The 22,731-nt window shown below is 41.2% G+C and carries 27 protein-coding genes and 1 pseudogene; 17 read left to right on the top strand and 11 right to left on the bottom strand.

Annotated features, from left to right (window positions below; translation table 11 throughout):
- Positions 1-173: 173 nt before the first annotated feature.
- Positions 174-1,931, bottom strand: coding sequence for an ABC transporter ATP-binding protein (locus tag V7149_RS05905; protein ID WP_335344722.1), 1,758 nt, complete (start codon positions 1,929-1,931; stop codon positions 174-176).
- Positions 1,909-2,685, bottom strand: a complete 777-nt coding sequence (locus V7149_RS05900) for a MerR family transcriptional regulator (protein WP_335344721.1) — start codon at positions 2,683-2,685, stop codon at positions 1,909-1,911. Before V7149_RS05900 ends, V7149_RS05905 begins: the two co-directional genes overlap by 23 nt.
- Positions 2,686-2,839: 154 nt before the next feature.
- Between V7149_RS05900 and V7149_RS05895 the strand changes: the two genes are divergently transcribed.
- Both V7149_RS05895 and V7149_RS05890 read left to right on the top strand, forming a co-directional pair.
- On the top strand, positions 2,840-3,496 hold the full coding sequence (locus V7149_RS05895; protein WP_335344720.1) for a DNA alkylation repair protein: 657 nt from the start codon (positions 2,840-2,842) through the stop codon (positions 3,494-3,496).
- A gap of 79 nt (positions 3,497-3,575) precedes the next feature.
- The gene (locus V7149_RS05890; RefSeq protein WP_335344719.1) at positions 3,576-4,646 is read left to right on the top strand and encodes a PQQ-dependent sugar dehydrogenase; all 1,071 of its coding nucleotides are present in this window, start codon (positions 3,576-3,578) and stop codon (positions 4,644-4,646) included.
- A 30-nt stretch (positions 4,647-4,676) separates the two neighbouring features.
- On the opposite strand, the gene V7149_RS05885 is transcribed toward V7149_RS05890, so the two are convergent.
- Positions 4,677-4,949, bottom strand: a complete 273-nt coding sequence (locus V7149_RS05885; protein WP_335344718.1) for a hypothetical protein — start codon at positions 4,947-4,949, stop codon at positions 4,677-4,679.
- A gap of 252 nt (positions 4,950-5,201) precedes the next feature.
- Between V7149_RS05885 and V7149_RS05880 the strand changes: the two genes are divergently transcribed.
- Together V7149_RS05880 and V7149_RS05875 are read left to right on the top strand one after the other, a co-directional pair.
- Complete coding sequence (locus V7149_RS05880) at positions 5,202-5,363, top strand: hypothetical protein (RefSeq protein ID WP_335344717.1); 162 nt, start codon at positions 5,202-5,204, stop codon at positions 5,361-5,363.
- Between the two features lie 54 nt (positions 5,364-5,417).
- Entirely contained in the window at positions 5,418-5,783 is a 366-nt protein-coding gene (locus V7149_RS05875; RefSeq protein WP_335344716.1) for a general stress protein, read from the top strand.
- Between the two features lie 157 nt (positions 5,784-5,940).
- Here V7149_RS05875 and V7149_RS05870 read toward each other — a convergent pair.
- The 3 genes and pseudogenes from V7149_RS05870 to V7149_RS05860 form a co-directional block, all read right to left on the bottom strand.
- Positions 5,941-6,590 (bottom strand): annotated as a pseudogene (locus V7149_RS05870) (TetR/AcrR family transcriptional regulator).
- Between the two features lie 84 nt (positions 6,591-6,674).
- Positions 6,675-7,703: an ABC transporter permease gene (locus V7149_RS05865; RefSeq protein ID WP_335344715.1), complete on the bottom strand. Its 1,029-nt coding sequence runs from the start codon at positions 7,701-7,703 to the stop codon at positions 6,675-6,677.
- On the bottom strand, positions 7,700-8,425 hold the full coding sequence (locus V7149_RS05860) for an ABC transporter ATP-binding protein (protein WP_335344714.1): 726 nt from the start codon (positions 8,423-8,425) through the stop codon (positions 7,700-7,702). The genes V7149_RS05865 and V7149_RS05860 overlap by 4 nt, the downstream gene beginning before the upstream one ends.
- 206 nt (positions 8,426-8,631) lie before the next feature.
- Between V7149_RS05860 and V7149_RS05855 the strand changes: the two genes are divergently transcribed.
- Together V7149_RS05855 and V7149_RS05850 are read left to right on the top strand one after the other, a co-directional pair.
- Positions 8,632-9,348, top strand: coding sequence for a Crp/Fnr family transcriptional regulator (locus V7149_RS05855; RefSeq protein ID WP_335344713.1), 717 nt, complete (start codon positions 8,632-8,634; stop codon positions 9,346-9,348).
- A 64-nt stretch (positions 9,349-9,412) separates the two neighbouring features.
- Positions 9,413-9,859 (top strand): SRPBCC family protein, encoded by a 447-nt coding sequence (locus tag V7149_RS05850; protein WP_335344712.1) that lies wholly within the window; start codon positions 9,413-9,415, stop codon positions 9,857-9,859.
- Between the two features lie 61 nt (positions 9,860-9,920).
- On the opposite strand, the gene bshB2 is transcribed toward V7149_RS05850, so the two are convergent.
- The 3 genes from bshB2 to pdxK form a co-directional block, all read right to left on the bottom strand.
- Complete coding sequence (gene bshB2 / locus V7149_RS05845) at positions 9,921-10,586, bottom strand: bacillithiol biosynthesis deacetylase BshB2 (RefSeq protein ID WP_335344711.1); 666 nt, start codon at positions 10,584-10,586, stop codon at positions 9,921-9,923.
- Positions 10,587-10,638: 52 nt separating this feature from the next.
- Positions 10,639-10,983: a YojF family protein gene (locus V7149_RS05840; RefSeq protein ID WP_335344710.1), complete on the bottom strand. Its 345-nt coding sequence runs from the start codon at positions 10,981-10,983 to the stop codon at positions 10,639-10,641.
- A 219-nt stretch (positions 10,984-11,202) separates the two neighbouring features.
- Positions 11,203-12,033, bottom strand: a complete 831-nt coding sequence (gene pdxK, locus V7149_RS05835; RefSeq protein ID WP_335344709.1) for a pyridoxine/pyridoxal/pyridoxamine kinase — start codon at positions 12,031-12,033, stop codon at positions 11,203-11,205.
- Positions 12,034-12,180: 147 nt separating this feature from the next.
- Here pdxK and V7149_RS05830 point away from each other — a divergent pair, with 147 nt between their 5' ends.
- The 5 genes from V7149_RS05830 to V7149_RS05810 all read left to right on the top strand — a co-directional run bounded on the left by V7149_RS05830 (position 12,181) and on the right by V7149_RS05810 (position 16,913).
- On the top strand, positions 12,181-12,852 hold the full coding sequence (locus V7149_RS05830; protein ID WP_335344708.1) for a response regulator transcription factor: 672 nt from the start codon (positions 12,181-12,183) through the stop codon (positions 12,850-12,852).
- A complete protein-coding gene (locus V7149_RS05825; protein ID WP_335344707.1) occupies positions 12,849-14,198 on the top strand; it encodes a sensor histidine kinase in 1,350 nt (449 codons plus the stop codon). The genes V7149_RS05830 and V7149_RS05825 overlap by 4 nt, the downstream gene beginning before the upstream one ends.
- 364 nt (positions 14,199-14,562) lie before the next feature.
- On the top strand, positions 14,563-15,477 hold the full coding sequence (locus tag V7149_RS05820) for an ABC transporter ATP-binding protein (RefSeq protein WP_335344733.1): 915 nt from the start codon (positions 14,563-14,565) through the stop codon (positions 15,475-15,477).
- Entirely contained in the window at positions 15,477-16,187 is a 711-nt protein-coding gene (locus V7149_RS05815; protein WP_335344706.1) for an ABC transporter permease, read from the top strand. The genes V7149_RS05820 and V7149_RS05815 overlap by 1 nt, the downstream gene beginning before the upstream one ends.
- Positions 16,188-16,913 carry an ABC transporter permease gene (locus V7149_RS05810; protein WP_335344705.1) on the top strand — a complete coding sequence of 242 codons (726 nt, stop codon included), beginning with the start codon at positions 16,188-16,190 and terminating at the stop codon, positions 16,911-16,913.
- Positions 16,914-16,944: 31 nt separating this feature from the next.
- On the opposite strand, the gene V7149_RS05805 is transcribed toward V7149_RS05810, so the two are convergent.
- Both V7149_RS05805 and V7149_RS05800 read right to left on the bottom strand, forming a co-directional pair.
- On the bottom strand, positions 16,945-17,634 hold the full coding sequence (locus V7149_RS05805) for a response regulator transcription factor (protein WP_335344704.1): 690 nt from the start codon (positions 17,632-17,634) through the stop codon (positions 16,945-16,947).
- A gap of 198 nt (positions 17,635-17,832) precedes the next feature.
- Positions 17,833-18,771 (bottom strand): c-type cytochrome, encoded by a 939-nt coding sequence (locus V7149_RS05800; RefSeq protein ID WP_335344703.1) that lies wholly within the window; start codon positions 18,769-18,771, stop codon positions 17,833-17,835.
- Positions 18,772-18,969: 198 nt separating this feature from the next.
- Between V7149_RS05800 and mobA the strand changes: the two genes are divergently transcribed.
- From mobA to V7149_RS05770, 6 genes are all read left to right on the top strand, one after another.
- Entirely contained in the window at positions 18,970-19,632 is a 663-nt protein-coding gene (gene mobA / locus V7149_RS05795) for a molybdenum cofactor guanylyltransferase (protein WP_335344702.1), read from the top strand.
- Between the two features lie 99 nt (positions 19,633-19,731).
- Complete coding sequence (locus V7149_RS05790; RefSeq protein WP_335344701.1) at positions 19,732-20,199, top strand: molybdenum cofactor biosynthesis protein MoaE; 468 nt, start codon at positions 19,732-19,734, stop codon at positions 20,197-20,199.
- Positions 20,192-20,425: a molybdopterin converting factor subunit 1 gene (gene moaD / locus V7149_RS05785; protein ID WP_335344700.1), complete on the top strand. Its 234-nt coding sequence runs from the start codon at positions 20,192-20,194 to the stop codon at positions 20,423-20,425. Before V7149_RS05790 ends, moaD begins: the two co-directional genes overlap by 8 nt.
- Before the next feature lie 6 nt (positions 20,426-20,431).
- The gene (locus V7149_RS05780) at positions 20,432-21,451 is read left to right on the top strand and encodes a MoeB/ThiF family adenylyltransferase (protein ID WP_335344699.1); all 1,020 of its coding nucleotides are present in this window, start codon (positions 20,432-20,434) and stop codon (positions 21,449-21,451) included.
- A 472-nt stretch (positions 21,452-21,923) separates the two neighbouring features.
- Positions 21,924-22,202: a YwdI family protein gene (locus V7149_RS05775; protein WP_335344698.1), complete on the top strand. Its 279-nt coding sequence runs from the start codon at positions 21,924-21,926 to the stop codon at positions 22,200-22,202.
- Between the two features lie 48 nt (positions 22,203-22,250).
- Positions 22,251-22,622, top strand: coding sequence for a DUF423 domain-containing protein (locus tag V7149_RS05770; protein ID WP_335344697.1), 372 nt, complete (start codon positions 22,251-22,253; stop codon positions 22,620-22,622).
- The last annotated feature ends 109 nt before the right edge of the window (positions 22,623-22,731 follow it).

Below are 22,731 nucleotides of genomic sequence, written 5' to 3'. Positions count from 1 at the left end.
GGACCTTCGCTGGCCCGTCTTTTCCAATTAGAAAATAATATGCGCTGCTAGAACGATCATTTGGACGGATTGATATATCGGTGAACAGTTTGTCCCAATGGTTGAAAGATGGTTATCTCCTAAATTGGAATAAGAAAAAGGGCAGCCCTATATAAGTAAGCCCACCCCATTCTTTATCCCTCCGAGTATTCAAGCTGCTGTTCTGCAAGCTCCCGGTATAGAGGGTGAGATTGCAGCAATTCGGCATGTGTTCCGGTGCCTGTGATCGTTCCAGCATCCATAACGGCAATTTGATCAGCATCGATAATCGTTGATAAACGATGGGCAATGACTAAAGTAGTTCGGTTGGCCATAAGGTTCTTAAGGGCATTCTGGACGAAGTGCTCGGATGTACTATCTAAATTAGAAGTTGCTTCGTCAAGGAGAAGGATTTTCGGATTGCGAATGATGGCTCTGGCAATGGCAATTCTTTGTCTTTGACCACCGGAAAGCCTTATCCCTCTTTCTCCTACCTCCGTTTCATAGCCGTCTGGCAGCTGATTAATAAATTCTGCTGCGTGGGCAAGCTCAGCGGCTTCCCTCAGTTCTTGATCAGAAACTCCCCTCTCTAATCCATAAACAATATTGTCTTTAATCGTGCCAGACATAAGCGGGCTTTCCTGTGAGACATAGCTAATCTGGCTTCTCCAGGAAAGAAGGTTGAATTCATTAATATTTGTGTCACCGAGCAGAATTTCCCCGTTATTAGGCTCATAAAAGCGCTCAAGCAAGGCAAAAAGGGTAGTCTTTCCACCTCCGCTCGGTCCAACAATAGCCGTTGTTTTTCCAGCGGGTATGGTTAAATGAATATTCTTGATGATAGGATTTTCATTATAAGAGAAAGATAGATTTGTAAAATATATATCTTGGGCCGGGTCTTTTACAATTAAATTCTGTTCAGACGGTTCTTTCTCAAGAGCAAGAATTCCCTGTATACGCTCAGTAGCCCCAATTGCTTTCTGAAAAGCTGTAAAAAATGAGGCCATTTGGGTAAACGGCACGACAATTTGGAACATGTAAATAATAATAGCAACGAGGGATCCTGCTGATAATTCTCCTGATGCAACTCTAACTCCTCCGTAGCCAATTAGGATGACAAGGACAAGCATCATAATAAAGGTCATAAAAGGTGAGATAATAGCTTGTATCTTTGCCTCCCTAAGGCCAAATTGGAAAAGATGCTTAATCCCTTTTTCCCCGCGTATCTTTTCAGCGTTTTCCGCATGGTAGGACTTAACGAGACGAATATCAGTAAGAACACGTCCAAGATTTGCGGAAAAGTCGGCCATTTCATCTTGGGTAGCTTTAGAAATTTTATACATTTTTTGACCTAAAGGCATAATGAGCCCGATGGAAAGCGGGACAGAAATAATCATGATCAACGTCATTTTCCAATCGATCATTAGAAGGATAGCGATTGCCCCGATAATCGAAATGAGCCCAGTTAAAAAGGTGATTAAATGCTGGGTAATTAAATTTTTTACTATATTCGTATCCTGTGTAACCCGGCTCATCGTATCTCCCGATTGATGTTTATCGAAAAAGGGAATGGGGAGAAGTAAAATTTGCTCCCATAGCCGCTTGCGAATGGAAGCGACAATCGCCTCCCCGATGTAGGTCATAAAATAAAATGAAAATCCGGAAGAAATCGTCTGGACAATAAAGGCCGCTGCCAGAAAAATGATTAAAGATGTTTCCAGCGCCGATGCTGCCAGTTGGTCAACGAGTGACTTTGTAAAAAGGGGAACGATTAGACCGGCCCCTGTTTCGATTAGGCTTAGGACAATTGCTACGATGAAAATCAACTTCGGAGGATTTGCTTCTTTTAATAACTGCGAAAAGGCTTTCCAATTTGTGGTAGCTTGGCTATTACTCTTTCCCCGAACTTTCATTGAATTCAAACCCCATTTCCTTTAAATATATTTCCATCGCTTTTGTAAGCCACTTTTCCTCTTCTGCTGAAAAAGGGGAGTGAAACAGGACGGGATCATCCTCTATTTCGACCCCGCTATCAAGCAGGTCTTGAACGAGATTATGGTCGTCCCCTGTGAGTTCTTTCACTAATTCCATATAATCTCCTATTAGCCTTTGAACTTGTTCGCTTGCAGGATCTAGTCCATATAGCTCCTTTAGTTCGGAAAAAACAACAAGTGTTTTCTGATTCAATTCAAGCTGCTTTTCCTCAGGAATGCTATACATTTTCTCAACCTTCTCTTCCTGGATAATTTCTTTTAGCCATTCCTTATGCTCGTTTTCCATTTGAATATTTTTAATTAAGGAAATAAAAATGGAAGAATCAACCTCTTCATTTTTGTCCATCATATGAAGGGCATGATCGAGTGCCCGAATGACGTTCTCAAGCTGCTGTTTCTTTTGTAGCATTTCACTTTTTTGAAAGGTTAGTGAGTCTTTTAAACTCCAATCCTGCAAATGAATAAACTCACTGATCTTCTCAAGGGAATAGCCTAAATATTTGAGTGAAACGATTTTTTGCAGTTTAATTAAATCCTCGTCAGAATAAAATCTCCTGCCAGACTCGGTTATTAGGGTGGGCTTTAACAAGCTAATTTCATCATAGTAATGCAGAGTCCTTACTGTCGAACCTGTTTTTTTTGCAAATTGACCGATTGAATAGTTAGCAGACATGCGGTTGATTCCCCCTCCAATAATTTCTACCTCTATCATAAAACCTAACGTAACGTAGGAAGCAAGTATAAACTTTTTAAAAGTGCGGTTGTGCTGTTTTCTTTCCGAATGAATAAGCTACAATATTAGTAAAAAGAACTTGAGGTAAATAAAAATGATCAAATTATTAGTTGAACTTTTTGAACAGAACCGGGATCCGGAGAAAGCCGGCCCAATGGAAGCCTATATGAAAAACCATTTTCCTTTTCTCGGGATTAAGTCGCCTGATCGGAAGGGATTAGTCAGGCAGCTTTTTCAGGAAAGTGGGCTGCTAAAGCAAGACTTTCAGCCAGAATTTGTCTTAGCTTTATGGGAGAAAGAAGAACGAGAATATCAATATGCTGCTATGGATTATTTAGAGAGATGTTTGAAACAGCTGGACAAGCAGCATCTCTCATTGATAGAGCAATTAATTACAACAAAGCCATGGTGGGATACGGTTGATTTGCTCGCATCAAAAGCCGTGGGGGCAATAGCTGAAAAGCATCCGGAGGTAATTGCTGAAACTATTGAGGGCTGGGCTTATGGGGATCACCTCTGGCTGCGAAGAACCGCTATTCTTTTTCAGCTAAAATATAAAAATCAAACAGATGAAAAGCTCTTATATCGCTACATCGAGCATAATAAAGACAGTAAGGAGTTTTTTATTCAAAAAGCGATTGGCTGGGCTTTAAGGGAGTACTCAAAAACGAATCCGGAATCTGTAAAGGCATTTATCGAATCGACTACGCTTGCTAGCTTAAGTGTTAGGGAAGGAAGTAAATATATTTAAGGACTGAAAAAGCGTTTAGGCATTCGGTAAAAGCCGAAACTGGGTAATGAAAAGCATTGTGTTCGAAGGGAGGATTGAAATGATTCGTATCGTATCGATAATATTTCTAGCATGTATGATCATGATCGGATGTTCCAATGAAGAGAAGAAGGATGTTGAGGACCAGGAAGCGAGTATTCCAGTAACAGCACCTCAAGTTGTGGCAGATGAGCTGCAAATTCCGTGGTCGATTTCTCAGATTGGCAATAGCTTTTATTTATCGGAAAGGCCTGGGGCCATTGTGAAGGTGGAAGAGGGGAGTTCGGAGCGGCAAAAGGTTGTATTCGAAAAACCGCTTGCTACGGCTGCAGAAGCAGGACTTTTAGGACTCGTGCTTTCACCAGACTTTTTACAAACAAATGAGGCCTTTGCCTATTACACCTACACGGATCAGAGTGGTCAGTTTAACCGAATTGTCGTGCTCCAGCTTAAGAACAATGTTTGGCAGGAAAAGCGCCTGCTCTTAGATAAAATACCGAGCGGACAATTTCATCACGGTGGCAGGCTGAAAATCGGGCCGGATGGCAAACTGTATGCGACAACAGGGGATGCCGCAACGAATCCGGAAATCGCTCAGGATCTCGGCTCCTTAGGTGGAAAAATCTTAAGAATGAATTTGGACGGCTCTATCCCAAATGATAACCCATTTCCGAATTCCTACGTATATAGCTATGGACATCGCAATCCTCAAGGTCTTGCTTGGACTGCAGATGGTGCACTTTATGAAAGTGAGCATGGACCTTCAGCCAATGATGAAATTAATTTAATACAGGCCGGAAAAAATTACGGATGGCCACTCATCAAAGGGACAGAGAAAAGAGCGGGTATGGAGTCACCGTTATTTACCTCTGGGGCCAACCATACATGGGCGCCCTCGGGCATGGCGTTTGCTAACGGAAACCTTTATGTTTCGGCATTAAGAGGAAATGCTGTAATAGAATTTAATCTGCAAACGGGAGAGCAGCGCGAAATCATTACAGGTCTTGGGCGAATACGGGATGTGATCATCAAGGACAATACCCTCTATTTTATTAGCAATAATACGGATGGCCGCGGAAATCCGCTAGAGAGGGATGATAAATTATATCGAATCCCGTTGTCATCTCAATAAAAAAAAGGTTGGGGCCTGAGGCCCAACCTTTTATTGCATTTTTTGATTATAATACTTGACCGAATACAAGGCTCCCTCATCGACCATTTTATTGTCCTCAATATCTTGTGGGTGAGGGTTTCCCGCCTTCTCAATCGGGAGAATTTTACTTTTATCTAATGGAGATGGTTTGATTTTTCGCTTCCAGTCTCTTAGTACATTTCCGGCCTTTAATCTATTGGGTTTAGAAGATAACCATATCGCAGCAGCTGATACACCAGCTCCTGCCGCCATTACGGATGTCATACGTAAGGCTTGTCTCATAGTAACTCCTCCTCTTAAAATTTTGGATTTGATCCTTCTTCATTTCACCTCCTGTTATTTATCATATGTATACCCTTCAGCTTTTCTATCAAAACATGAAATCTAGTAGTCTCTCTTTTCATTCTCGTTACAAAAATATTAAATACGAAAATAATAGTTTTAGATTTCATAGACGGTGGTACACATTAAGCAAGGTTGCAGCGAGCAACCGAAAAGGCAGGCTCTTACGTCAAACTAAAGGGAGGTAAGAAAATGAATAATCGTTTTATTACTGAAATTTTGACAATGGGAATGTCTAACTATCTGTTAGGTAGTGTGGTTGATCAAGAATCTCCCCCTGCGCGAAGAATGATGAAAAGAATGTTGAGCAGGAGAAAAAAGAACCAATTCTATCTGCGCGATCTTCCGATGTAAAGGTTATTTGGGGAAATTCGAGGCTGCTTAATAAATTTTAATGGAGGGAATTCAATGAATACAAAATTAATCGTTCGAGAATGTAATGATGTTGTTCAAGTCTTAAATGAGGTTAAAGCATTTGAATTCAGTGGAGTCCAGCCAGATGATATGTATGTGTTGGCTCATGAAAAGAGTCGGACGGATGAAATAGCAAGGCAATTAGGTATTAATACGATTGGTATAAAGGAAGAAGGTGTGGGGACAGCTGTAAAGAATTTGTTTGAAGGCAAAGGGGAAACTCTCCGTAATAAAATACAAGAGATGGGGCTTTCCAAGGAGGAAGCAGATGTGTACGAAATGAAACTGGACCGTGGAAAAATCCTGTTGTTTGTTCAGGAGGACCAACGTACGATTGGCAGTGTGCTTTTTAATAGTTAACGTTTACTAGGCATATAGCAGAAGTTTGCCAAATTGAGTTATAAATGAAAAGAGAATTGTCCTTTTCTGTTTATCATATCAGAGAGGACAATTCTCTTTTTTATAGATTGACATGTTAGTTTGTCCACTGACAGCGGACATTGACTAGCCCCAAATTTTAATTTGGTGCTAGCCCGCGCATGAGAAATTGAATGGTTAGTTCAATTTCCTCTTCATCGTTCCATTGGGAATCTGGAAATAGGATGTATCTGCTGAAAAGGTAGCCAATAATGGTAGTAACGGTTAACCGAATAACCTGCTGGGGCAGGATCTCAATAATTTGGCCCTTTTCCTGATAGTATTCTGTTACTTTTATATAGCGGTCAAAGACCTTCTTGGCAATATGCTCGAAAAATTGCTCCTTCAGCTCAGGGTGAAAAGGGATTTCCTGGATTACTATTTTTAAGAGAGGCAGGTTTTTCTTTAAAAAGATCACGCGATTTTCTATCATCGCTCTAAGAAAATCTTCAAACCTCTCATATTTCGTATCCAACACCTTATTCAAGTCCTTAATGACAAATGGGGCCAGCAATTTGGCCATAGTAGGAGCGACAATGCCTAATAACAAATCTTTTTTTGTTTTATAGTGCCTGAAAATCGTACCTTCAGCGACTCCCGCTTTTTTAGCAATTTCACTCGCGTTGAGGTAGCGGCATAGCCTTTTTCAGAAAATGATTCGATGGCGGCGATGATAATTCTTTTCTGCTTATCTGTTAACTCTTCTTCATTGTCGAAAAGCTGGGTAATCAATAAATCCTGTTCAGCTATGATGAACAACTCCTTTTTACACTCATCCTGATCATTTCATTATAAATGAAGTTCAGATGAGGAAGGAAATAAACAACAGATTGTTCAAATCCTTCGGTATTTTCTTAGTGCAGCAACATTAAGTATCATAAATAGCAAGGAAAATCCAGCCAACATTAGTAAGTCCTGATAAATCATATCCAAGCCAAAGCCTCTGATCATGACATTTCGCAGCGCCTCATTCGCATAATAAAGAGGGGTCAAAGGACCAATCCAGCTGAGCCACTTCGAAATGGTGTCAGGGTTAAATAAACCGGAAAAGAACAGCTGCGGAACAATCACGAGCGGGATAAATTGAATCATTTGCAGCTCATTATTGGCAAAGGATGATAATAAAGTTCCCAATGTTAAGGCTGTTAGGGAAACGAGTAAGGTGATGATCAGGACGTAGATGAAGATGCCCTCCATCAACATGCCTAGTACATAGATGGAATACCATGCAATAACGGCGGCCTGGATCATTGTAAATATTCCAAAACCGATCACATATCCCATTACAATTTCCCATTTTCTCAAAGGACTTGATAATAACCTTTCCAGCGTTCCTGTCGTTCTTTCGCGCAAAAAGGAGACACCGGCTATAAGGAATACGAAGAAGAAGACGAAATATCCTAAGAGAATCGGACCGTAGTAATCAAATTGCCCCATATCACTAGAACCATATAAATAATGCACCTCTGCCGCCTTTTGTGGCCCTCCTTGCTGTAAAGGCTTTAGTGCATCCTGCAGCCATTTTAATACAGAGCCGTTTGCACCTGGATCACTTCCTTCAAGGAATACAGCAGGCTGCTGATTCTCAAACAGGATATATCCATCTAATTTTTTATCTGCTAAATCCTTCTCAGCTTTTTGAATAGAGTCATATTGCGTAACATCAGCATGATCTAAATCTAGCTGATCTGCTATTTGCTCAGGTACATCTACTAAACCAATTTTCGGCTCATAATCAGTTCCATTAAAAACTAAATAGAGCATGGAAAGGACAAGAATGGGAGCAAAGATTAATAGAGCCATTGTCCGTTTATCACGGATGATTTGGCGTAGAATTCGAATAACTAATGCGGAAATTCTCATCCTTCAGCACCTCCATACACAAGGAAAGCTTCTTCGATATTATGGGAATTTGTTTTTTCCTTCAATTCTTCAGGGGTGCCAACAGCAATGAGCTTCCCATCTCGGATCATGCCGAGCCGGTCACACTTCTCTGCTTCATCCATCACATGGGTTGTAACAATAATCGTTGTGCCCGCATCCTTCAGCTTATAAAAAGCTTCCCAAATGCTCTTTCTTAAGACAGGATCAATACCGACTGTCGGTTCGTCAAGAATAAGCAGCTTCGGCTCGTGTAAAAGGGAAATTGCCAGCGAGAGGCGGCGTTTCATTCCGCCAGAATAGGCAGAAACTAGCTTATTTACATGTTCAGAAAGGGAGACGGTTTCCATGACCTCACGCATCCGTTCCTTTCGCTTTCCCCCTTTTAAACCGTAGAGGGCTGCGAAGAATTCAAGATTTTCCTTTGCGGAAAGCTCTCCATATAGAGCATCCGACTGGGCCATATACCCAATTTTTTCAATGAGCTTGAGATTAGGCATTTTCTTTTGAAAAATGAAGTTTTCACCATCCGTTGGGAGATCAAGTCCGACCAGCTGTTTAACTAATGTCGTTTTTCCGGCGCCAGAAGGGCCAAGAAGGCCAAAAATCTCTCCCGAAGCGATCTCTAAGCTGATGTTTTTCAGTACTTCGTGTTTACCAAAAGCTTTAGACACATGGCGAATTGAAACAATATTATTTTCCACTGTCGACACCTCTCTTTTTAAAGTGAGTAATCACTCATTATTAGTGTATGAAAAATACCGGAATTTGTAAAGTGAGTAATCACTCATTTTTTACTAATCTTAATTAAATATTGAATATGCATATCAGAGTGTGAAATTAATCACACTCTGCAAGAAGCAATCTCGATAGAATGTTAAGTAGAGTAACATGGAGGAGGTGTTTCGGTATGAGCAGTTCAGTGCGTCAGTCTGATATTGAACATTTTTTAGAAAAAATTGAGATATTTAAAGATCTCCCAAAAGAATCCTACCAGCTGCTTCATAAAAGAATTAGTAAAAAACCTTATAAAAAAGGGGAAAAAGTTATTTCCGAATATGATAAAGCAGAAGGAATATTCTTTGTTCATTCAGGCATTGTCAAATTAACAAAGCAGGACGATCAAGGGAATGAGATGATCACTTGTATAAAGAAGAAGGGAGAGGTCTTCGCTGAGGCATGCTTATTTAATGAGGAGGGAACTTGCTATCCAGCAACCGCGACCATGATTCAGGACGGAGAAGTGTATTTTTTGAAAACGGAAGACTTGGAGCAAGAGTTTCTGGTTTCCCCGGAGTTGGCGGTTCAGATGATTCGCTATATGAGTGTGCAGCTGCGTGATTTTACTTCGATTCTACGGGATGTTGCTTTACTGGATGTGTATATGAAAACGGTGCGGGCATTAGAACGTTTGGCTGAAAAGTTTGGTGCCAATCATTGTAACCGAATGCATATTGAGCTTCCGATAACCGTACAAGAATTCTCAACCTTAGTTGGAACAACGAGAGAAAGTGTCAGCCGGGTTTTTTCTAAGCTAAAAAAGGATGGACTTCTCGAAATTAGCGGGAAAAACATTATAATTACGGATTGGTGCCGCTTTTGCTCCCTTTTTCATCATAAACTCTAATAGTTAATTTAAATAGAGTTATGTATAATAAAGGTATTTAAAAGGGTACAGAGGTGCTTTATCTATGGCAGATTTCCGTTCTAGTGTAATTATTCATAAACCGGTTTCAGAAGTATTTCATTACATGGCCAGTATGGAGAATGTTCCTGAACTCATGCCCAATGTAGTGAAAATGGAAAAACTCACAGAAGGACCGATTGGCAAAGGAACAAAGTTTAAGGAAAGCCGGTCCGTCCGAGGGAATACCGTGAATGCAGAAATTGAGTTTATTGAATATAAACAGGATCAAGCCTTCACAACGAGGAGCAATTCCAATGGCTTGATTACCGAGTACGCCTATGCCTTTCATGAGATTGAGGAAGGAACCCAGGTGGAGCTTGATGCCTTTGTGAAGACGAGCGGACTTAGGATGAAATTAACAAAGAGATTAATTGTCAATATGATCAAAAAGGAAGACGGATTTCAGCTTGAGTATTTGAAGGAAATGCTTGAAGGCAAAAAAAGTGAGTAATTAGCAAAAAAAGCAGTTTTTCTCAGTGATGCGAGAAAAACTGCTTTTTGCATGAAAGGCCCTAGAACGAGTAGGTCCAAAAACGCTCGTTATGAAATCTGGCTACATACTCGGGATCTTGGTTCTCCAGGTTTATCGCCATCTGGCTCACGACCAGCTGGGTTTGCGATACATGTGCTTTAATGGTAGCGAGCTTTTTATCAACAAAAGCAGATACATCATTAACGACATCAGCCTGGCCGATTTCCTCTTCACAATTATGGGAAAAGGCCACACAATGAACCTTTGGACGTTTTTCAGCGGGCATTTCTCTAACTGCCCGAATAACGGCTGCCCCTGTAGCATCATGGTCTGGATGCACGGCATAGCCTGGATAGAATGTGATGATTAAGGAAGGGTTCACATCTTTAATAATGGAGGCCATATGGGCAGCGACAACTTCCTCATTTTCAAATTCGATTGTTTTATCTCGATAGCCAAGCATTCTTAAATCCGTGATCCCTAGAATATTCGCAGCATCCTGTAATTCTTTTTTCCGAATGTGGGGCAAGGATTCTCTTGTGGCAAAAGGAGGATTTCCCATATTTCGGCCCATTTCGCCCAAGGTCAGGCAGGCATAAGTGACAGGCGTACCGCTATCGATATGGAAGGAAATCGTCCCGGATACACCAAATGCCTCATCATCTGGATGGGGGAATACGACTAGAACATGTCTTTCTTTTTCCATTGTGTTGTCTCCTTTCTATTTGTTTTTGCATATTTAAAAATGAATGTTTAACTTAAAAAGGTGATTCGCCAATTTGCAGCGCCACTGCGAGCTTGCCTTCAAAGTCATGCCCAGCTAAAAGGAGACGCCCCTTTTCATCGATTTCAAAATGGGTAATCCCCTCAGCATACACCCAGCCAAAGCTCATTTTGAGCCCAACTCGATAAGGTCCTTTTCCAACTATTTTTCCATGCTCATATTGCAGGAAAGCATTTCGAATATAGGCCCCCGAAGAGAAAAAAGACTTATCAAAATGGGAAGCATAGGCCCCGTTCGTTGTTTCCAAATGAATATATACATCTTTCTTAGCAAAGCGGTCTATTTCCTTTTGCACCTGCTCAGGTTTAACAGCTTCCATAATGGGCCTCCTTTCCAATTAATATTTATAAACTTACGTTTTGGTGAATATGAAAGGTTCATGGGTTTTAATTTTCACCCATTTATTTTACTAAAAATAAACAGTAAAAGCGAAAATGACGCTTGTGTGATGAGAAAAAGCATGACTGCACAAATGGATGGAGCCTTCTTGCAAAAAAACAGAGCCAAAAAGGCTCTGTTGAAATCATTGTAAAAAAACTTATTCTGCTGCTCCTGATCGTCCAGCGCCAAACAGACGGTATGCACCGTGCATCGTTGGCCCCACGTATTGATTTAATTTAAAGCCATGATTAATAGCTGCCGTAATGAAATCTTTTGCTGTTTCAACGGCCTCAACAACCGTTTTGCCTTTCGCAAGCTCAGCTGCAATGGCTGATGCGAATGTGCAGCCTGCCCCATGTGTGTAGGTTGTGTTGACCAACTCAGATTCCAACAGCTTGAATTCCTTTCCATCGTAGAAAAGATCAACGGCTGTAGGATGGTTTAGCTTGCTGCCGCCTTTGATCACTACATATTTTGCGCCAAGCTCATGGATTTTCACAGCGGCTTCCTTCATATCGTCCACTGTTTTGATTGGTCCTGTTTTTGCCAGCTGCCACGCTTCAAAAAGGTTAGGTGTCACAACCGTTGCGCGAGGGACAAGGATGTTTCTTAACGCATCCGCTGTTTCAGGGTGAAGAACTTCATCTTCTCCTTTACAAACTAAAACCGGGTCAATCACTACTTTATCTAATTGATTCTCATCAATTGTTTTGGCTGCAAGCTCAACGATCTCGACTGAACCAAGCATACCTGTTTTCATGGCATCGATTCCTGTTGAAAGAATCGTTTCAAGCTGAGTCTCTAGAGTGTCGAGCGCAATTGGAAATACGTTATGGTTCCAATTATTTTTCGGATCCATCGTTACGATAGTAGTAAGGGCTGTCATTCCATATACGCCAAGCTCCTGGAATGTTTTAAGGTCAGCCTGAATTCCTGCACCCCCGCTCGTGTCTGAGCCAGCAATTGTTAGAACTTTTTTCATTGTCATGTGATACCTTCCTCCCAAAATTCAGGTTTCAATTTGATTAATTTATCCATTTTTAATTATAGCAATAATTATTATTGGCTGAAACTTTATTGTTATAGGCTTTTATTTCCAGTCTGTTTTCTCTATTATAAGCTTAGGTGATGAATAATGAGGAGAATTTTATACATAGAAGATGATTTGGAGATTGGCAGCTGGGTAAAAGGAGATTTAGAGCAAAGGGGATTTAAGGTTGAATGGTTAAAATCGGGTGATGGAGCTGAAAAAATAGTATCAGAACATGACCTCGTAATATTAGATGTTATGCTGCCGGGTCTTGATGGCTTTACGATTGGACAGCGGTTGAAAAAAGAGTCGCCGCAAATTCCAATATTAATGCTCTCAGCCCGCACGGCAGTTGAAGATAAGCTGCATGGCCTCCAATTTGCTGATGATTACTTGACAAAGCCATTTCATCCCGATGAATTGGCCGCACGAATTGAAGTATGCTTTCGAAGATCGGGGCTTTCAATCTCCAATGAGCTGAACCTTGGACATATAAGTGTAAATCTCTCAGAAAATAGAATTTTGGACAGCCGCTCAGGAGAGGAAATTGTATTGACCGGCAAGCAATACCAAATTTTCATGCATTTTTTGAGGCACCCGAACCAGATTTTAACGAAAGAACAAATCTATGAAGCGGTTTGGGGAGAACCTTATATCGAAGGGGATAAGACGCTGATGGTTCACATCCGTTATCTTCGGGAAAAAATTGAAAAGAATCCAAGCTCGCCAGAAATCATTGAAACGATTAGAGGAATTGGCTACCGGGTGAAGCAATGAAACTAAAAAACTCGTTATTGAACCAATATTTACTAATAGTTTTGCTTGCGATTATGATTGTGCCTATTTCCTTTCCTATTGTTACGATGGTGTTCTACCTCCCGTACAGTGATAAAGAACCGAACAAATATCAAAATGGAACCGATCTAGAGAAAATGTGGCATGAAGCCGCACGAAGCTTAGCTGGCGCTTCTGATGAGAAAATAAATGAAAAGTTACAGCAAATCCAACATGAATTCGATCAAGCGAGTATGTTCTGGGTCGATGAAACGGGAAAAACGAAATTAACACTACCTAAGGATATAACGGTTCCTTCATCATGGTCCCCGTCCTATACGATTGATTTTATGAAAAAAAGTCGTGGATACGAGGTGGATCCTTTTACCGTAGTGGCCTTAATTGGCGAAAATAAAAATGAAGGCTTTATGGTTCTGCAGGTCCCGAGGTCCGCCATGACGGTAACAGGAAGGCAAATCCAGGAAGATTATAGTTATATCATTGTTGTTTTGATTTTTGCTATATTAGCTATTTTTATATTTATCTCATGGATTTTCTTTTACAAAATTAGAAAGCGGCTTTTACGACTTCGGCAGGCTATGTCGAGCCCTGCTGAAAATGGGATTCCCGATCCAATCAGTTTAGAGAAAAAGGATGAAATTGGGCAGCTGGAAGGTTCGTTTAATGAAATGATTCATCAGCTTGAAAGCAGCCGTCAGCGTGAATTGGAGGAAGAAACGCTAAGAAGACAGCTGATTGCCAATCTGTCTCATGATTTAAGAACCCCTCTTACTACGATAAGAGGGCATGCTTATAGCCTAAAGAAGGAGCCGTTAAGTGCACAGGGGAAGGAATCTCTTGATTTGATTGATAATAAGATTGGGTATTTAAGCCAATTAATAGAAAACCTTCTTTCCTATACATTGTTAACATCAGGAAAATACCCTTATGATCCAAAGAGGGTGGATATCGTTCGCCTAGTGAAAACCTCTTTTGCTGCCTGGTACCCTGTTTTTGAACATCTTCATTTTGAGATGAGCATTGATCTTCCTGAGAGGACCTTTTATTGGGAAATCGATTCGCAATGGCTGGAGCGGGTGTTGGATAATTTTTATCAGAATGTCCATCGGCATGCGAAGGAAGGGAAGTATATTGGGGTCAAGGTTGATACAGAACTGGAGCAGATCATCATTGAAGACCACGGCTCGGGAATGAGCGGGGAATCAACCGGGAAGGGTGCTGGAATCGGACTTTCCATTGTGTCGCTGATGTTGAAGGATATGGGTCTGGAGTGGATGGCGGAAACAGGAGAAGCTGGAACGAATATTAGAATACAGAGGAAAAATTGAGGAGCCGACTTATTTTATGTCGGTTTTTTTTATTGAATGATAAAACTTTGCGTAGGGAGAGTTTAATGTAAGAGTTTTGGATCTTCTCATAGGAAAACCCTAACATAGAGAGGTTCAATGTAAGTGTTTTGGCCTCCCTCAACGAAAAACCCTAACATAGAGAGGTTCAATGTGATTGTTTTGGCCTCCCTCAACAAAAAAACCTAACATAGAGATATTTAATTTGAGTGTTTCGGGCTCCCTCAACGAAAAATACGAGTATTCGTACAAGAAAAGTGAAGCTATCATTTTTAAACCAATTTTAAACTTCACCACACCTTTGATTTAACCGTGCCTGGTTAAGATGGTTTATGAGGTGATTATGGTGAGTGAATTTATTATTGAAACGAACAAGTTAACAAAGAAATTTAAGAACCGATATGCGGTAGAAACGGTGAATCTTCAAATTAAACAAGGAGAGATTTATGGATTTCTAGGTCCAAATGGAGCTGGAAAAACAACGACCATCCGGATGCTTCTGGGATTAGCAAAACCATCATATGGCTCCATTCGCATTTTTGGAAAGGATATGAAGAAGGAAAAGCTTTCTGTGTTAAAAAAAATAGGGTCATTAGTGGAGTATCCATCGTACTACGGGCATTTAACAGCTTATGAGAATCTGGAAGCGATTCGTATTTTACTAGATGCTCCGAAGTCAAGAATTGAAGAGGTTCTGCGCATCGTCCGTCTGTCAAAAGAAGCGAAGAGACCAGTTAAGGGGTTTTCGCTTGGAATGAAGCAAAGGCTCGGAATCGCGGCTGCTTTATTAGGAAATCCGGAATTGCTTATTTTAGACGAGCCAACAAATGGGCTGGACCCATCTGGCATTCTAGAAATCCGCGAATTGATCAAAAGCATGCCAAAGGAGCATGGAATGACCATCCTCGTATCGAGCCATTTGCTATCTGAAATCGACCAAATGGCGACAAAGGTTGGGATTATATCAAAAGGGAAAATGATTTTTCAGGATTCAATCGAAACGTTAAGGCAAAGATCGCAAAGCAAAATTTCCTTAAAAGTTAATGATACGGAACAAGCGTGGAGAATGCTTTTATCAAAAGGCATCCAGGCTGAGATGGAAAATAAGCAATTATATTTGCCGTATTCATCTGATTCGCATGTTTCTACTGTCATCCATGAGCTTGTGAACAGTCGCTTTTCTGTGTACCGAGTTCAGGAGGAGAAGAAATCGCTGGAGGAAATTTTCCTGGAGCTGACTGGTGGGGAGGCGAGCTTGTAATGTTGAAAAGCCTCTTTTCTGACTTCATTAAAATAAAGCGAAAAATGATTTGGTTTCTTATTTTTCTTGGACCATTTGGGGTTGTGGTGCTGGAAGCGGTCAACTTCGGTTTAAGATATGATTATTTAACAAAGCGCTATAAAGCGGATTTATGGGGAGGACTTATTGGGGAAGCGAGCTTTATGGCAATACCGGCCCTTATGCTTGGGTTGACGATCATAGCCTCCATGATTGCGGGCATTGAGCATCAAACGAATGCCTGGAAGCAGCTGCTGGCATTGCCCATTTCAAAATTTCGTGCTTTTACAGGCAAATTCGTCATTACGGCAATTCTATTATTCTTGTCTAGTACTTTGCTGTTTATCGGGGTGATTATTCTAGGAATAATCTTGAAATTTGGGACGGATATTCCGTATGTAAGCCTGCTAAAAATGGCTTATTTCACCTATTTCGCAGCTATGCCGTTTATTGCCTTTCAGCTTTGGCTGTCTATTATAATGAAAAATCAGGCGACCCCATTAACGATTGGGATTCTGAGTACCATTGTTTCAATGGGACCCTTTAAATTCCCTGATTGGTTTCCATGGAACTGGCTTTATTTGAACGTTAGCTGGGGAACCCCGATTTACTCCACACTGGCTGGATTGGGGCTAGGGATCCTTATTTACTTAATGGGCATGTTAGATTTTGGAAGAAAGGATGTGCAATAAATGGGCAAAGTGTTAAGAGCTGAATGTTTAAAGCTGCGAAAATCATCTATTTGGATGTTGATTTTTATTAGTCCGATCCTAGCTTCGTTGACAGGTTTTGGTGAATTACAAGCTGAAAAAACCTATCAATATGAAATGACTTTAACCTTTATGGTGTTTCTGCATGCATTAATTTTTCTCCCTTTACTGACCGGTGTCTTTTCAGCCTTTGTTTGCCGGTTCGAGCATGCAGGAGGAGGCTGGAAACAGCTTCTAGCTATGCCTGTTTCAAGAGGCAATGTCTATATAGCGAAATTCATCATCGTGATGGGGTTACTGGCACTGACTCAAATTCTGTTTACGGGAGGGCTTTTGCTCATCGGGCAGCTTAAAGGCTTTGAAGCAGCTATTCCATGGAAAATCATTGCATCTAGCGTAATCGGAGGCTGGGTTGCCTGTATGCCGCTTGCTGCTTTACAGCTCTTTGTCTCAACTGCCTGGTCAAGCTTTGCAGCACCACTAGCGATTAATGTGATTTTTACATTGCCCAATATTTTAATCGTGAACTCAGATAAGTTCGGTCCTTATTATCCGTGGGCACAGCCATTTCTGCTGATGATGCCTGGCTCAGGAGAAAGCTTTGGCGCGTTGAATGTACCGCTCGAAACATTGTTTATTGTTGTCTTCGGCAGCTTGGTATTGTTTTTTGCATCAGGCTTTACCTATTTTCAAAGAAAAGAAGTCTAGCATCCTTCTGATTGGGAGGATGTTTTTCCTTCTATGTTGTGAATTTATAGCCAATTCCCCGAACCGTTTGGATAAAAGGGTAGTCTGAGTATTGGGCAATTTTCTCACGAAGGTTTTTAATATGCACATCGACTGTGCGTTCATTAATTAATTTTTCTTCTTTTTCGTATATGAACGAAATGATTTGTTCTCTTGTTAATACTTGATCGGGATGTGTCATGAAAAGATAAAGCAATTTATATTCAAAGAGAGTGAGGTCAAGTGGTGCATCTATAAATTTAGCCATGCCAACGATCGGCTTGAGAGTAAGCCCACGATAGCTGATTTTACTGCAGCGGTTCGCAGTTCTTCTTAAAACCGTTTCAATTCGGGTGGTTAATTCCTCCAAACTAAAGGGCTTTGCCATATAGTCATCTGCACCTAATTTTAATCCGTCTATTCTTTCTTTTTCACTATGCAAGGCGGAAAGAATGATGATAGGTACATTGCTGTTCAAATCCTGACGAAGCCAGATGCAGATTTCTTCTCCGCTTAATCCGGGCAGCATCATATCAAGGATAATAAAGCACGGGTCATACTTCATATACTGCTCCTTTGCTTCAAAGCCGTCCGCCGCCTCAATAACTTCAAAGCCTTCTCTTTGCAAGGACAATTTGATTAACCTTCTAATTCGTTCCTCATCATCAATAATCAGGATGGTTTTTCCTCTAAGCTTATTCATCAAAAAGTTACACCCCTTTCTCAATCTCGTATTAATTATATAGAAATGAGTCCTTCATTTGAGAGAGTCCGAGATTTATTCACAAAAATAACAAAAACCCGGCAAAGGTGCCTGGCTCCGCGATACATTATCTAGTGTCAAATGAGTGGTGTAGCATTCTAGATATTTGTACTGTTGTGGAGCCTGGCGCTTGATAGGCTACTTTTTCGCTGTGCTATCCTTCTTTTTCCCGGCAAGGGTTTCGTATGCAGCATCGTCTGGGGCATCTCCATTTGGCCAATCATAAATTTTATCCGGGAAGTCAGGTCGCATTTGGGCATTAATATAGGCCGCTAGATTCATAGCTTCCTCATCAGTAAGAGAGCCTTGTGAGTAACCCTCAACTTCCGCCTTGGGCATATATTCTTTAATAAAGCCTGCGGCTGTTCTTAGTCTAGCCATCCCAGCTCCGATATTGTATGAATCGTCACCCCAAAGAGCTAGAGGTGTACCCTGACCGCCATTTTCGCCGTGGCAGGTAATACAGGCTTTATTGTAAAGCTCTCGGCCTTCTTCAATGTCGACATTTTCAATATCGGCTTCCGACCTATTTAACTTAGCCCAAGGTCTTTCTGTTGTGCCATCAGGGACATTTTGCGAAATATAATCGTAGAACGCAACCATCGCTTTCATTTCCTGTGAATCCTTTGGCAGCGGCTTTCCATTCATACTTCTTTTGAAACACCCGTTGATACGATCTTCAAGTGTAACCTCTTTCCCGGCCCGAGGATTATACTGCGGGTAGGTTTTTGAAATTCCTACTAGGTCTAGGGAACCCCCATATCCTCCGTTGGCATGGCAGCTTGCACAGCTTAAAGTGTTTCCGACATATCCGTCCAATGCGGTGCTTGTTTCAGTTGCATACTTGTGGCCGAGCTTAATTAATTCGCCCTCTTCTCCCTCAGGTACATCGTCTAGGCTTGGCGGGGCATACGGATGCTTAGGGGTATTTTCAGCTTGTGCCTGACTTGGGTTTGAAAGCTGTGAATCTGCAGCTATACTTTTATCAGAATCTTTCACAATAAAATAGGTCATCGTGAAGCCCAATACTAATAAAGAAATAATACCGAGAACAGATGATAGAAACAGCTTATTCATCCTATTTTTCCTCCCTTATTATGAATTCGCCCTCAGTATAAATTGGGTTTGTTAAGATTCGGTTAATAAACACGGAATTATAATTTGAACGTTTTGTGAAGACACAAATCATTCAAATTATAAAAACTTGAAGGATTAAGAAATACATGCCTGATGCGAAGGCAAAAGGTATACTAAAGAGAAGAAGTGAGAAAATGGATGGATAGGAAGCTAGGGATTTCAAGTGTTAATCCTATTGAATGGGCAGGTGAGGTCATGCAGGTAACAGGGATCATCATGGCGGGCGGCCGTTCGAGCAGAATGGGGACGAATAAGGCGCTGTTGCCCATTGGTGGTAAAACAGTAATAGAAAGAATTGTCCAGGAGTTAAGTAAGATTGTCTCAGATCTGGTGATTGTCACAAATACGTTTGAGGACTATCAATTCCTAGGGCTTCCAATGGTTCAGGACCATTGGAAGGACATGGGGCCGTTGGCTGGAATCCATGCAGGATTAAGTGCCTCCAGTACAGAAAAAAATCTAATCGTGGCGTGTGACATGCCGTTTATTTCTTCTCAGGTTGGAGACATTTTGTTGACCTTTTTAGATGATTATCAAGTCGCTGTCCCTGATGTTTCAGACCAGCTTCATCCATTGTTTGCTGCCTACCGGAAGGATACTCTTGGGGAGGTCCAGCAATCCCTGCAAAATCAGGAGCTGCGAATCAGGCAGTTTTTTAAACATACTAAGACGAAGTACGTTACAGAAGCATGTCTTCAGAAGCATCACTACCATTATCAGGAGCAGCATTTCTTTAACATGAATCACCGGGATGATTTTGAAAGGGCTTTAAAAATGGAGGGGGATTTTAATCGGAAATAGAGGCTTCCTCTTTGGAATTTGTCCGAAAATTTGATATGTTGTTAGTAACAAACTTTAACGATAAATTGAGATTAAATATGTAGTTGGGGAGGGGATTACTTGAATTTTTACGAGATTTCTAAGGAGCCGATTGTCATTCAAGAGGTGATTGATAAAGTGGTCCAGCGTGAAGCGGGGGCGATTACGACCTTTATCGGCACAGTACGAGAATTAACACATGGAAAAAAGACTTTGTACTTAATTTATGAGGCCTATGAAGCGATGGCAGTTAAGAAGCTTGAACAGATTGGCCATGAAATAAAGGAGCGCTGGAGCGGGGCTGAGGTTGCGATTACTCATCGTGTCGGGAAGCTTGATATTACTGATATCGCAGTCGTTATTGCGGTTTCAACCCCTCATCGTGCAGATGCTTATGAAGCAAATCGATATGCGATTGAACGGATTAAGGAAATTGTTCCGATTTGGAAAAAGGAGCATTGGGAGGATGGAGAGGAATGGATAGGCAATCAGCTTGAAACGGTTGCTTATCCAAAAGGAAAACCGGAGGAGAGTGACTTACATGAATAAAATTTTGTTTTTTGCTCATTTGCGTGACGCTGTTGGGGAAGAATCTGTGGAATTGAACGTGAGCGGCAGAACCGTTGCCGAGTTGAAACAGATAATCTCTGAAACATATAAGTCCGTTAATCTGGAAAATGTGATGACAGCTATTAATGAAGAATTTGCTTCAAATGAAGAAGCTATTCAAGCTGGGGATACTGTTGCGTTTATTCCTCCGGTCAGTGGAGGCTGATGTTTTATGGATGATCGATACTCCCGGCAGACCCTGTTTCCATTCATAGGGAAAGAGGGGCAGGAGAAAATCCGTTCCAAGCATGTATTAATGATTGGAGCGGGTGCTTTAGGTTCAGGCAATGCTGATATTTTAACAAGAGCGGGCATTGGAAAGCTAACAATCGTTGACCGCGATTATGTGGAGGCCAGCAATCTGCAGCGGCAGCAGCTTTATACAGAACAGGATGTAGAAGAGAAGCTTCCAAAGGCGGCAGCAGCTGCACAACGTTTGAAAGCCATAAATTCAGACGTTAACATTCAAGCCTTGATTGCAGATGCGAATCCGGAAATGATGGAGGACCTTGTACAAGGTATAGATTTAATCATTGATGCAACGGATAATTTCGAAACAAGAATGATGATTAATGATATCTCACAAAAACATAATATCCCATGGATCTATGGGGGATGTGTGGGGAGCTTTGGCATGAGCCTGACCATTATCCCTGGAAAGACCCCTTGTTTGAATTGCCTGCTTAAAACTATTCCTATTCAAGGGATGACCTGTGATACGGGCGGAATCATTGCACCGGCTGTCCAGATGGTCATATCACACCAAGCTGCAGAAGCTATGAAAATTCTTGTAGAAGACTGGGATGCTGTTAGAACTTCCTTCGTCAGCTTTGATTTATGGAGAAATCAATATACGAGTATGAAGGTTTCGAAAGCAAAGGATAAGGGCTGTTTATCGTGTGGGGAAATGAGAACCTACCCATATCTCGACAGCGAAAATATGATGAAATCAACGGTCCTTTGTGGAAGGGATACCGTGCAAATTCGTCCGCCAAGACAGCAGCAAATTCAGTTGGGTGATTTATCTCGTCAGTTGAAATCCCTAGGTTATCAAGTGAAGGGTAATCCTTATTTACTTTCGGTTGAAATGGAGGAGCAGCGTCTCGTTATTTTTAATGATGGCCGGGCGCTCATCCATGGCACGAAGGATTTAACACAGGCTAGAGCGATTTATCAGCGTTTGCTTGGATAATGAACCATTAGCTAAGTTTAAATGCGGCTTTTAAAAGATAGGCATAAGGATAAAGGAGGGGTCCTATTCTGTAATGGGTAGGCCCCTTTTTAAGGTCCTATTTTAGCGTTTTCTACATCATTCGCCTTGTTTCACGTGAAACAGACAGGTTTTGGCAGAAGTCGCCCTAAATGTAGTGTAATCGAAAATTCATTTGCTATCATGTATAATGTAGAATGATTAATTTGGAGAATGAAAATGATGGCAAAGAGAGTCGATTGTTTTAAGTGTAAATATTTCTATGTAACGTGGGATCAAAGATTTCCTAAAGGCTGTAGAGCTTTTCAATTCAAAACAGCAATGCTTCCTTCCATGGAAGTTTTGCGTGCATCGGGACAGCCGTGCATGCGTTTTGAAAGAAAGGGAGATAAGCAGGGGACTTGATGTTGCCCCATTTTTATAAGTTTAATGTGAATGCTAAGGAGTGATTGTGTTGAACATTTCCGTCCAGCAGCTTTTAGGAAAGATGGAAAAGGAATTGAAGGAAGCAAAGGATAGTTCAACAACGGCAAAGCTGCGGGAAAGGATTCATGCGATTAAATCGTTATGTGAATTAATTCTCGATGAGCCGGCACAGGAAAAGGGAGAATCTTCTTCAATAAGTTCTTACACGGCGCCAGCCGTCCAGCACGTTCAGCCAGCCTCCATCCAGCAGCCGAAGCGAATGGAAATGGATGACAGTGCTAATGGGGAATCGCTATTTGATTTTTAAATCTAGAGGCTTTTTAGGAAGTCAGAAGACAGAGGTGAGGGAAGTAGAATGAAACTATTTATCATTATAGGGGCTTTAAATGCCTTTTTATCTGTGGCTTTGGGTGCATTTGGAGCCCATGGTCTTGAAAAAGTGGTGGAACCGAAGTATCTGGAAATTTGGAAGACAGGTGTACAGTATCAAATGTTTCATGCTACAGGCCTATTAGTTATTGGGATATTGCTTGGTAAAATGCCGGCAAATGCTTTATTATCCTGGTCAGGCTGGATGATGCTCATCGGGATTATTCTTTTCTCAGGGAGCTTATATGTTTTAAGTGTCACCCAAATCAGTGTCCTTGGCGCTATTACACCTTTAGGCGGGGTATCCTTTTTGGCGGCCTGGGTGCTATTGATTATAGCTGCTGTGAAGTATTTATAAGTGTAAACCAAAAGAAGCTTTGACTAGTTTGTCAAAGCTTCTTTTGGTTGTAGATAAGAAAGTATAACTTTACTCGAGTTAGAGAACTGTCTAGCTCCAGCGCCTACCC

This window comes from Bacillus sp. JJ1503 (genome assembly GCF_036965125.1).
In the GTDB taxonomy this organism is placed as follows: Bacteria; Bacillota; Bacilli; order Bacillales; family Cytobacillaceae; genus Cytobacillus.
Note: the sequence above shows the minus strand (reverse complement) of the source record. Positions and strands in the feature narration are given on the sequence as shown.

Bases quoted from the DNA above. Each gene is read 5' to 3' on its own strand.
- V7149_RS05770 (WP_335344697.1), top strand. From the start codon at position 22,251: ATGAAACTATTTATCATTATAGGGGCTTTAAATGCCTTTTTATCTGTG.
- moaD (WP_335344700.1), top strand. From the start codon at position 20,192: ATGAATAAAATTTTGTTTTTTGCTCATTTGCGTGACGCTGTTGGGGAA.
- V7149_RS05855 (WP_335344713.1), top strand. From the start codon at position 8,632: ATGAGCAGTTCAGTGCGTCAGTCTGATATTGAACATTTTTTAGAAAAA.
- pdxK (WP_335344709.1), bottom strand. From the start codon at position 12,033: ATGACAATGAAAAAAGTTCTAACAATTGCTGGCTCAGACACGAGCGGG.
- bshB2 (WP_335344711.1), bottom strand. From the start codon at position 10,586: ATGGAAAAAGAAAGACATGTTCTAGTCGTATTCCCCCATCCAGATGAT.
- V7149_RS05780 (WP_335344699.1), top strand. From the start codon at position 20,432: ATGGATGATCGATACTCCCGGCAGACCCTGTTTCCATTCATAGGGAAA.
- V7149_RS05840 (WP_335344710.1), bottom strand. From the start codon at position 10,983: ATGGAAGCTGTTAAACCTGAGCAGGTGCAAAAGGAAATAGACCGCTTT.
- V7149_RS05850 (WP_335344712.1), top strand. From the start codon at position 9,413: ATGGCAGATTTCCGTTCTAGTGTAATTATTCATAAACCGGTTTCAGAA.
- V7149_RS05825 (WP_335344707.1), top strand. From the start codon at position 12,849: ATGAAACTAAAAAACTCGTTATTGAACCAATATTTACTAATAGTTTTG.
- V7149_RS05890 (WP_335344719.1), top strand. From the start codon at position 3,576: ATGATTCGTATCGTATCGATAATATTTCTAGCATGTATGATCATGATC.
- V7149_RS05875 (WP_335344716.1), top strand. From the start codon at position 5,418: ATGAATACAAAATTAATCGTTCGAGAATGTAATGATGTTGTTCAAGTC.
- V7149_RS05815 (WP_335344706.1), top strand. From the start codon at position 15,477: ATGTTGAAAAGCCTCTTTTCTGACTTCATTAAAATAAAGCGAAAAATG.
- V7149_RS05905 (WP_335344722.1), bottom strand. From the start codon at position 1,931: ATGAAAGTTCGGGGAAAGAGTAATAGCCAAGCTACCACAAATTGGAAA.
- mobA (WP_335344702.1), top strand. From the start codon at position 18,970: ATGGATAGGAAGCTAGGGATTTCAAGTGTTAATCCTATTGAATGGGCA.
- V7149_RS05900 (WP_335344721.1), bottom strand. From the start codon at position 2,685: ATGTCTGCTAACTATTCAATCGGTCAATTTGCAAAAAAAACAGGTTCG.
- V7149_RS05880 (WP_335344717.1), top strand. From the start codon at position 5,202: ATGAATAATCGTTTTATTACTGAAATTTTGACAATGGGAATGTCTAAC.
- V7149_RS05865 (WP_335344715.1), bottom strand. From the start codon at position 7,703: ATGAGAATTTCCGCATTAGTTATTCGAATTCTACGCCAAATCATCCGT.
- V7149_RS05800 (WP_335344703.1), bottom strand. From the start codon at position 18,771: ATGAATAAGCTGTTTCTATCATCTGTTCTCGGTATTATTTCTTTATTA.
- V7149_RS05885 (WP_335344718.1), bottom strand. From the start codon at position 4,949: ATGAGACAAGCCTTACGTATGACATCCGTAATGGCGGCAGGAGCTGGT.
- V7149_RS05830 (WP_335344708.1), top strand. From the start codon at position 12,181: ATGAGGAGAATTTTATACATAGAAGATGATTTGGAGATTGGCAGCTGG.
- V7149_RS05895 (WP_335344720.1), top strand. From the start codon at position 2,840: ATGATCAAATTATTAGTTGAACTTTTTGAACAGAACCGGGATCCGGAG.
- V7149_RS05805 (WP_335344704.1), bottom strand. From the start codon at position 17,634: ATGAATAAGCTTAGAGGAAAAACCATCCTGATTATTGATGATGAGGAA.
- V7149_RS05810 (WP_335344705.1), top strand. From the start codon at position 16,188: ATGGGCAAAGTGTTAAGAGCTGAATGTTTAAAGCTGCGAAAATCATCT.